Below are 6,349 nucleotides of genomic sequence, written 5' to 3' on the forward strand. Positions count from 1 at the left end.
TGCCCCGGTCGGCCCGGTGAACTTGGCCGGCGCGTGGCCGCTGCTCTTCCGGTGCCTGATCATCGAGTAGATCATGATGGCGAATACCACGACGAACAACGTGGTGATGATCAACATGAACTCGTTGTGGATGTGCAGCGTTTCCCGGGCGATGGGCGTGACCGGTTCGGGAAAGTTGAAGTTGTAGGCCGCGCTGGCGGCGCCCGGCAGGAGCAGGGCTGAAGGAGGGAAAAGGCTGCGCAACAGCCAGGCAACAGGATTCACCTCTGCACTTTGTGCAGTCTGAGTCTCAAGCGTGCAACTCGCCATTCCGTTCCCTCCCCCTTGTGAGAACCGACCTCTGTGGATGAGAATCAATGTTCCGGAAATAGTTCAGAAAAATTTTTCATGATCAATCGCCGCCTCTTTCTTGCCTTGTCCGTGGCTGCCTTGCTCTCCTGCAAGCGGCCACCGGTGATATTTCGCAACACCGAGCTGACCGGTGCCACTTTCGGCCGTCAGTTGGCGTTGGTCGATCATCATGGCCAGTCGCGGTCGTTAACCGATTTTCAGAGCAAGGTGACGGTGGTGTTCTTCGGCTACACCTCCTGCCCGGATATTTGCCCGACCATGCTGGCCAAGCTGGCTGACGTCATGAAGGCGTTGGGCGGCGATGCGGAGCGGGTCCAGGTGCTGTTCGTCACGGTCGATCCGGAGCGGGACAGCGCGGAACGCTTGAAGGCTTTCGTGCCGTGGTTCTACCCGACATTTCTTGGCCTGCGGGGGAACGAAGCGCAAACCAAAGCAGCTACCGAGGAATTCCGCGTTTTCGCGGCGCGCAAACCGGTTGAGGGCGAACTGGGTTATGTCATCGATCATTCGACGGGCGCCTATGTCTTCGATCCGGCCGGTCGCCTCCGGCTTTATGTCAAGGATACGAGCAGCGTTGATGACATCACTGCCGACATCTGTCTGTTGCTGCTGGGCAACTAGGGCGAGCCAGCCCAGCGGCGCTATACTTGCCGCCCTTTCGTCCCCATTTTTTGGCCACCGTTTTATGAATGATCCAGTTTTTCGCCTGCCGGTTTTTCCCGTTTTTGCCGGCGAGTTGGCATGAGCGACGAAGCAGCACTCGGTCTCAGCGACGAGTTTTTCATGCGTGAGGCGATGTCGCTGGCGCAGGCTGCCGAGTGTCTCGGCGAGGTGCCGGTTGGTGCCGTCGTGGTCCTCAATGGCGCCATTGTCGGTCGCGGCTTCAACTCGCCGATTGGCGAGAGCGACCCGACTGCGCATGCGGAAATCGCCGCCTTGCGCGACGCGGCGCGGGTGCTCGGTAACTACCGTCTGCCGGGTTGTGAGTTGTTTGTCACATTGGAGCCATGCGCCATGTGTGCCGGCGCCATCATGCATGCGCGGATCAGTCGCGTCATTTACGGTGCGCGTGATGCCAAGACAGGGGTACATGGCAGCGTCGTCGATCTGTTTGGCGTTGAACGGCTGAATCATCATGCTACGGTCGAGGGCGGCGTGCTGGCCGATGAGTGCAGTGCGATGTTGTCTGCTTTTTTCGCCGGTCGGCGCAAGAAATCATCATGAAACTGCATATTTCTGTCGCACGCCAGGCGATGACCGTCTTCGACGGTCAGGGTGAGATCCTGCGCGAATATCCGGTTTCGACGGCCAAGGCCGGGGTTGGCGAAGTTTCCGGCAGCTATCAGACGCCGCGTGGGCGACACATTATTCGCGCCAAAATCGGTGCCGGTCAGCCGGAAAACACCGTCTTCGTTCGCCGTCGCCCGACTGGCGAACGCTGGTCACCCGCGCTGGGCGAGGAATTTCCTGGCCGGGACTGGATTCTGACGCGCATTCTCTGGTTGTCGGGATGCGAAGCCGGCGGAAATCGGTTGGGCTGCGTCGATACCATGCGCCGCTACATCTACATTCACGGTAGCCCGGATTCGGCCGAAATGGGCGCGCCCGGCTCGCACGGCTGCGTGCGCATGCGCAACGCCGACATCGTCGAATTGTTCGACCTCGTGCCCTGCTATTCGGAAGTCGAAATCACCGAAGATTGAAGCGGTTGCCCGTTCGGGCCGAAACTGTTTTCGTGAACCGTGATCTTGCCGCCAGCGTCTTGCCAGACCAGCGTCGAGGCACGCGTGCCGTAGTTTTCCGATTTGACGAAGATGGCCGATAGCAGGCGTTCCCATTCGATGGGAACACCGGTACTCGGCAGGTTCTCATCGGCAACGATGGCTTGGTCGGCCAGCAGGTCGAAAAAAGCCGACTCATCGGGCAGGCCGGGCAGCGCTTCGGCGAAACGCTGGCGGGCAGCAAGCAGTTTCGGCCACGGACTGTCGAGCAGGTGGTTCGATAGCCCATAAACACCTGGCGCCAGGGGGCGTGGCTGGCCATCGCGATTCGAGCAATAGACGAGCGTATCGCCGTCGCTCAGCAACAGGTTGAAGCCGGAGTATTGCGCACCATCGATTCCCGCAGCGTAGTCGTTCGCTGATGAGCGAGCTGTCAGGAAGCCCCGGGTCAGCGCGCCGCGGGATTGCGCGCCTTGGGCCATGCCGGGTTCGCGCACGTTGGTGACTGCGGCGAAGCGTCCGGATTCGCTGATGCCCAGCCAGGTGCCGCCGGCTTCGAGATCGAGCCCGCCGATAACTTCCGGCGCATCGGGCCAGTGCGCCAGTGGCGCCGTTGGCCGGGCGTAGAACTCGTCACGATTGGTCGCGACGACCAGCGGGTAATCCGGATGAACCCGCCAGCCGACGACGATCAGGCACATTTCATTTTTGGCCGTTTTTACGGGTTGACCGCAGCAGCCTGGACGGATGGGCCTTCCAGCGAACCAAGCCGGACGTTGCCGGCAAAATTGCTCTGGATGACGGCCAGGGCTTCGTAACCGCCAGCCGGCGAGGGGGCGACCGTCATTACCGTGCCGCAGGACTGATCCGGATTGTCGGGGGAGTACAGAACATCGCCGGCTTGCAGGGCCTGGCCACTGGTCAGGCGATGCAAATGGCGCTTGACCTTGCCGAGGTACTGGGTGCGGGCGACGATTTCCTGCCCCGGATAACAGCCTTTGTGGAAACTGACGCCACCGATTTTTTCGAAATCGGCCATTTGCGGCACGAACTCTTCCTTGGTGGCCAGGGTGACGAGCGGGAAAGCGGCCTGGATATCGAGCCAGCGCCAGGCTGGGACGCCAGCCGGGCGGGCCTTGATGGTGAGTTTTTGCCACAGCGCAGCCATCGCCGACTCCGGCGCGACGATCATGAAACGCGTGGTATCGAGGTGAATGACGGTTGTGCCGTCGGCTGTCGCTGTGGCCATCGCTTCAGCCGGACGGGGCAGCCCGGCATCGGCCAGCGCTTCTTCGGCTTGCGGCCCGGCAAGGCCGAGCATTACGGTGCTGTCAGTCAGCGCGGCCAGTTTTACTTTTGCCCGCAAAACGAACATTTGCAGGCGCTTTTGGGTTGCTTCCCGCAGGTCGGCGGCCAGCGCGAGGAGATAGCGCTCGCCCTGACGCCAGACGACGAAACTCGCCTGCATCCGCCCCTTGGCCGTACACCATCCGGCGTGCCGGGCCTGGCCATCGGCCAGATGGTTGATGTCGCTGGTGAACTGGCTGTGCAGGAAGGCTTTGGCCTCTTCACCCGTGGCTTCGATGAGGCCGAGGTGGGTCAGCGGGACAACGACAGTGTGCTGTGTTGCGGCGAGCAGTTCGCCGGCCGCGTCGCCGAAGTTGAGAAGCTCGGTCGAATCGCTGTCGAAGACACCTTCGGTCGATTCCAGAAAGCTGCGCCAGTGGGGATTCATGAGGGCTCCTGAGGGGGTTTCGGATATTATATCGCTCGTTATAACGTGCTCGTTTCACACGGGCAAGACCTGCTTGCTCCCTTCGAGTTCCCGTGCGCCTCTTCCCCAGGATATTCCTCGCGATACTTTTGTTCTTGGCGACCGCTGCCGGTGGCTTGTGGTGGTGGGCAAATCAACCCCTCCAATTGAGCAATTCGCCGCTTGATTTCCGGGTGGCGTCCGGTAGCACCCTGCGTTCAGCCATTACCCAGATGCGCGAGGCCGGCATCGCTGTCGAGCCAACATTGCTCGCCATGTTGGCCCGTATCAACCGGGCCGATACCGCCATCAAGGCGGGCAGCTATGCGGTCAAGACGGGGGTCACCCCGATGCAATTGCTCAATAAGCTGCTCACAGGCAAGGTGACGCAGGGCGAACTGACCTTGGTCGAAGGCTGGACTTTCCGCCAGTGGCGCGGGCGGATGGACAGCCATCCCGATCTGAGTCATGAGACCCGTGATTTGAGCGAAGCGCAGATCATCAGCCTGCTCGGGCTTGAGGTCAGGAGCCTGGAAGGCCAGTTATTTCCGGATACTTACCTTTTCGACAAGCAATCGAGCGACCTGGAACTGCTGGCTCGTGCCAATCGAGCCATGTTACGCAAACTGGATGTCGAATGGACCCGGCGTGCCGCCGGGCTACCCTTCAAGACGCCTGAAGAGGCGTTGGTCATGGCCTCGATCGTCGAAAAGGAAACCGGACGCGAAGCCGACCGGAATCTGGTCGCCGCTGTCTTCGTTAATCGCCTGCGCAAGGGCATGTTCCTGCAAACCGATCCGACCGTAATTTATGGTCTGGGTGAGCGCTTCGACGGAAATCTGCGCAAGCGCGACCTACAAACTGACACCCCGTACAATACCTATACCCGGTCAGGCTTGCCGCCGACGCCGATCTCCATGCCCGGGCAGGCTTCCTTGCGCGCGGCGCTCAATCCGGCGCAAAGCGATGTTCTTTATTTTGTTGCCCGTGGCGACGGCAGTAGCCAATTTTCGCCGACGCTGGATGAACACAACAACGCAGTCAATAAATTTCAGAGGGGTGGGAAGTGAAAGGTAAATTCATCACTTTCGAAGGCATAGATGGGGCAGGAAAGAGTAGTCACGTCGAGTGGCTGGCCGAGTTGCTGAGGACGCGGGGTATCGTCGTGCAAGTGACGCGGGAACCGGGCGGGACCGAACTGGGTGAAAAGTTGCGGGCGTTGCTGCTCAACGAACCCATGCACCTGGAAACCGAAACCCTGCTCATGTTCGCCGCCCGCCGCGAGCACCTGGCCAAATTGATCGAGCCGGCGCTGGCCCGTGGCGAATGGGTGATCTGCGACCGCTTCAGCGACGCCACTTACGCCTACCAGGGCGGTGGCCGCGGACTGGACCGCGCCAAGTTCCTGATTCTGGAGCACTGGGTGCATGAACACCTGCAGCCGGATCTGACGCTATTGTTCGACCTGCCGCTCGACATTGCTCGCGAACGTATCGTGCTGGCCAATCGGATACTCGACAAGTTCGAACAGGAACGTGTCGATTTTCATGAGCGTGTTCGTCAGGCTTATCTCGAAAGAGCGCATGGCAGCCCGGGCAGAATGCGCGTTGTAAACGCTGACAACACCATTGAAAATATTCGTAAACAACTTGAACAAATAATTATAGAGAATTGTTTATGAACGTTATTGATCTTCATTCGAAGGTCTGGACTGGATTGCAGGCAAGGCGGAAGCAATTGCCGCACTCACTGTTGCTGGTCGGCCAAAAAGGCTTGGGCAAATATGAGCTGGCCAGGCGTTTTGCCGCCAGTTTGCTCTGCGAGTCGCCCTCGATCGATGGACTGGCTTGTGGAAAATGCTTGGCCTGTAACTGGTTCGAGCAGGGTAATCATCCCGATTTTCGCTTGCTTCAGCCCGATGCGCTGGGCGACGAAGCCGAGATCGAAGACGGCAAGAAAAAGCCCAGTCAGCAGATCACCATCGATCAGGTGCGCGGACTCGACGAATTTTTCAACATCGGTACCCACCGCGGCGGATTGCGCATCATTCTGGTCAATCCGACCGAGGCGATGAATCGCAGCACGGCAAATTCACTTCTTAAAACACTTGAAGAACCGGCTCCAGATACCTTGTTTTTAATGGTTTCCAGTGAGCCGATGCGTTTGTTACCGACCATTCGCAGCCGCTGTCAGGTGGTGCCAGTTCCGGTACCTCCGATAAGGCTTGCGGAAAAGGTTCTGTCTGACGAAGGTGTCGCTCAAGCCGAACGTTGGTTGGCACTGGCCGGTGGTTCGCCCGGGTTGGCGATGGCGTTGGCAGCATCCGGCCAGGGCGCATGGCTTGAGTTACTGACAAGCCGACTGGGGGCCGGTCGCAAGAGTGACCCATTGGCAACCGCTGCCGAACTCGAAAAAGCTATCAAGGACAGCAAGGGTAAGGTGGCTTTGAAACACATCACCGAGACTTTGCAGAAATGGATGGTCGATCTGACGCTGGCCAGGAATGGCCTGCCTGTTCGATATT

The 6,349-nt window shown here is 59.5% G+C and carries 9 protein-coding genes; 6 read left to right on the forward strand and 3 right to left on the reverse strand.

Annotated features, from left to right (window positions below; all coding sequences use genetic code 11):
* The coding region (locus ADADOO_RS01910; protein WP_511274526.1) for a cytochrome c oxidase subunit II transmembrane domain-containing protein at positions 1-264 on the reverse strand (264 nt) is incomplete at its 3' end.
* 123 nt (positions 265-387) lie between these two features.
* On the opposite strand from ADADOO_RS01910, the gene ADADOO_RS01915 reads away from it, so the two are divergent.
* The 3 genes from ADADOO_RS01915 (at position 388) to ADADOO_RS01925 (ending at position 2,054) form a co-directional block, all read left to right on the forward strand.
* On the forward strand, positions 388-972 hold the full coding sequence (locus ADADOO_RS01915) for an SCO family protein (protein ID WP_511274527.1): 585 nt from the start codon (positions 388-390) through the stop codon (positions 970-972).
* Positions 973-1,092: 120 nt separating this feature from the next.
* The gene (gene tadA / locus ADADOO_RS01920) at positions 1,093-1,575 is read left to right on the forward strand and encodes a tRNA adenosine(34) deaminase TadA (protein ID WP_511274529.1); all 483 of its coding nucleotides are present in this window, start codon (positions 1,093-1,095) and stop codon (positions 1,573-1,575) included.
* Entirely contained in the window at positions 1,572-2,054 is a 483-nt protein-coding gene (locus tag ADADOO_RS01925; protein ID WP_511274531.1) for a L,D-transpeptidase family protein, read from the forward strand. Before tadA ends, ADADOO_RS01925 begins: the two co-directional genes overlap by 4 nt.
* On the opposite strand, the gene ADADOO_RS01930 is transcribed toward ADADOO_RS01925, so the two are convergent.
* The gene (locus ADADOO_RS01930) at positions 2,024-2,773 is read right to left on the reverse strand and encodes an NRDE family protein (protein WP_511274532.1); all 750 of its coding nucleotides are present in this window, start codon (positions 2,771-2,773) and stop codon (positions 2,024-2,026) included. The two genes, ADADOO_RS01925 and ADADOO_RS01930, sit on opposite strands and share 31 nt — an antisense overlap.
* Before the next feature lie 17 nt (positions 2,774-2,790).
* Complete coding sequence (gene ygfZ, locus ADADOO_RS01935) at positions 2,791-3,807, reverse strand: CAF17-like 4Fe-4S cluster assembly/insertion protein YgfZ (RefSeq protein WP_511274534.1); 1,017 nt, start codon at positions 3,805-3,807, stop codon at positions 2,791-2,793.
* Between the two features lie 92 nt (positions 3,808-3,899).
* On the opposite strand from ygfZ, the gene mltG reads away from it, so the two are divergent.
* The 3 genes from mltG to holB form a co-directional block, all read left to right on the forward strand.
* Positions 3,900-4,895 carry an endolytic transglycosylase MltG gene (gene mltG, locus ADADOO_RS01940; protein ID WP_511274536.1) on the forward strand — a complete coding sequence of 332 codons (996 nt, stop codon included), beginning with the start codon at positions 3,900-3,902 and terminating at the stop codon, positions 4,893-4,895.
* Positions 4,892-5,506 carry a dTMP kinase gene (tmk, locus tag ADADOO_RS01945; protein WP_511274537.1) on the forward strand — a complete coding sequence of 205 codons (615 nt, stop codon included), beginning with the start codon at positions 4,892-4,894 and terminating at the stop codon, positions 5,504-5,506. Before mltG ends, tmk begins: the two co-directional genes overlap by 4 nt.
* The coding region (gene holB / locus ADADOO_RS01950; protein WP_511274539.1) for a DNA polymerase III subunit delta' at positions 5,503-6,349 on the forward strand (847 nt) is incomplete at its 3' end. The genes tmk and holB, both read left to right, overlap by 4 nt.

Origin of the sequence: Azonexus sp. (genome assembly GCF_036170495.1) — a bacterium.
Classification (GTDB): Bacteria; Pseudomonadota; Gammaproteobacteria; order Burkholderiales; family Rhodocyclaceae; genus Azonexus.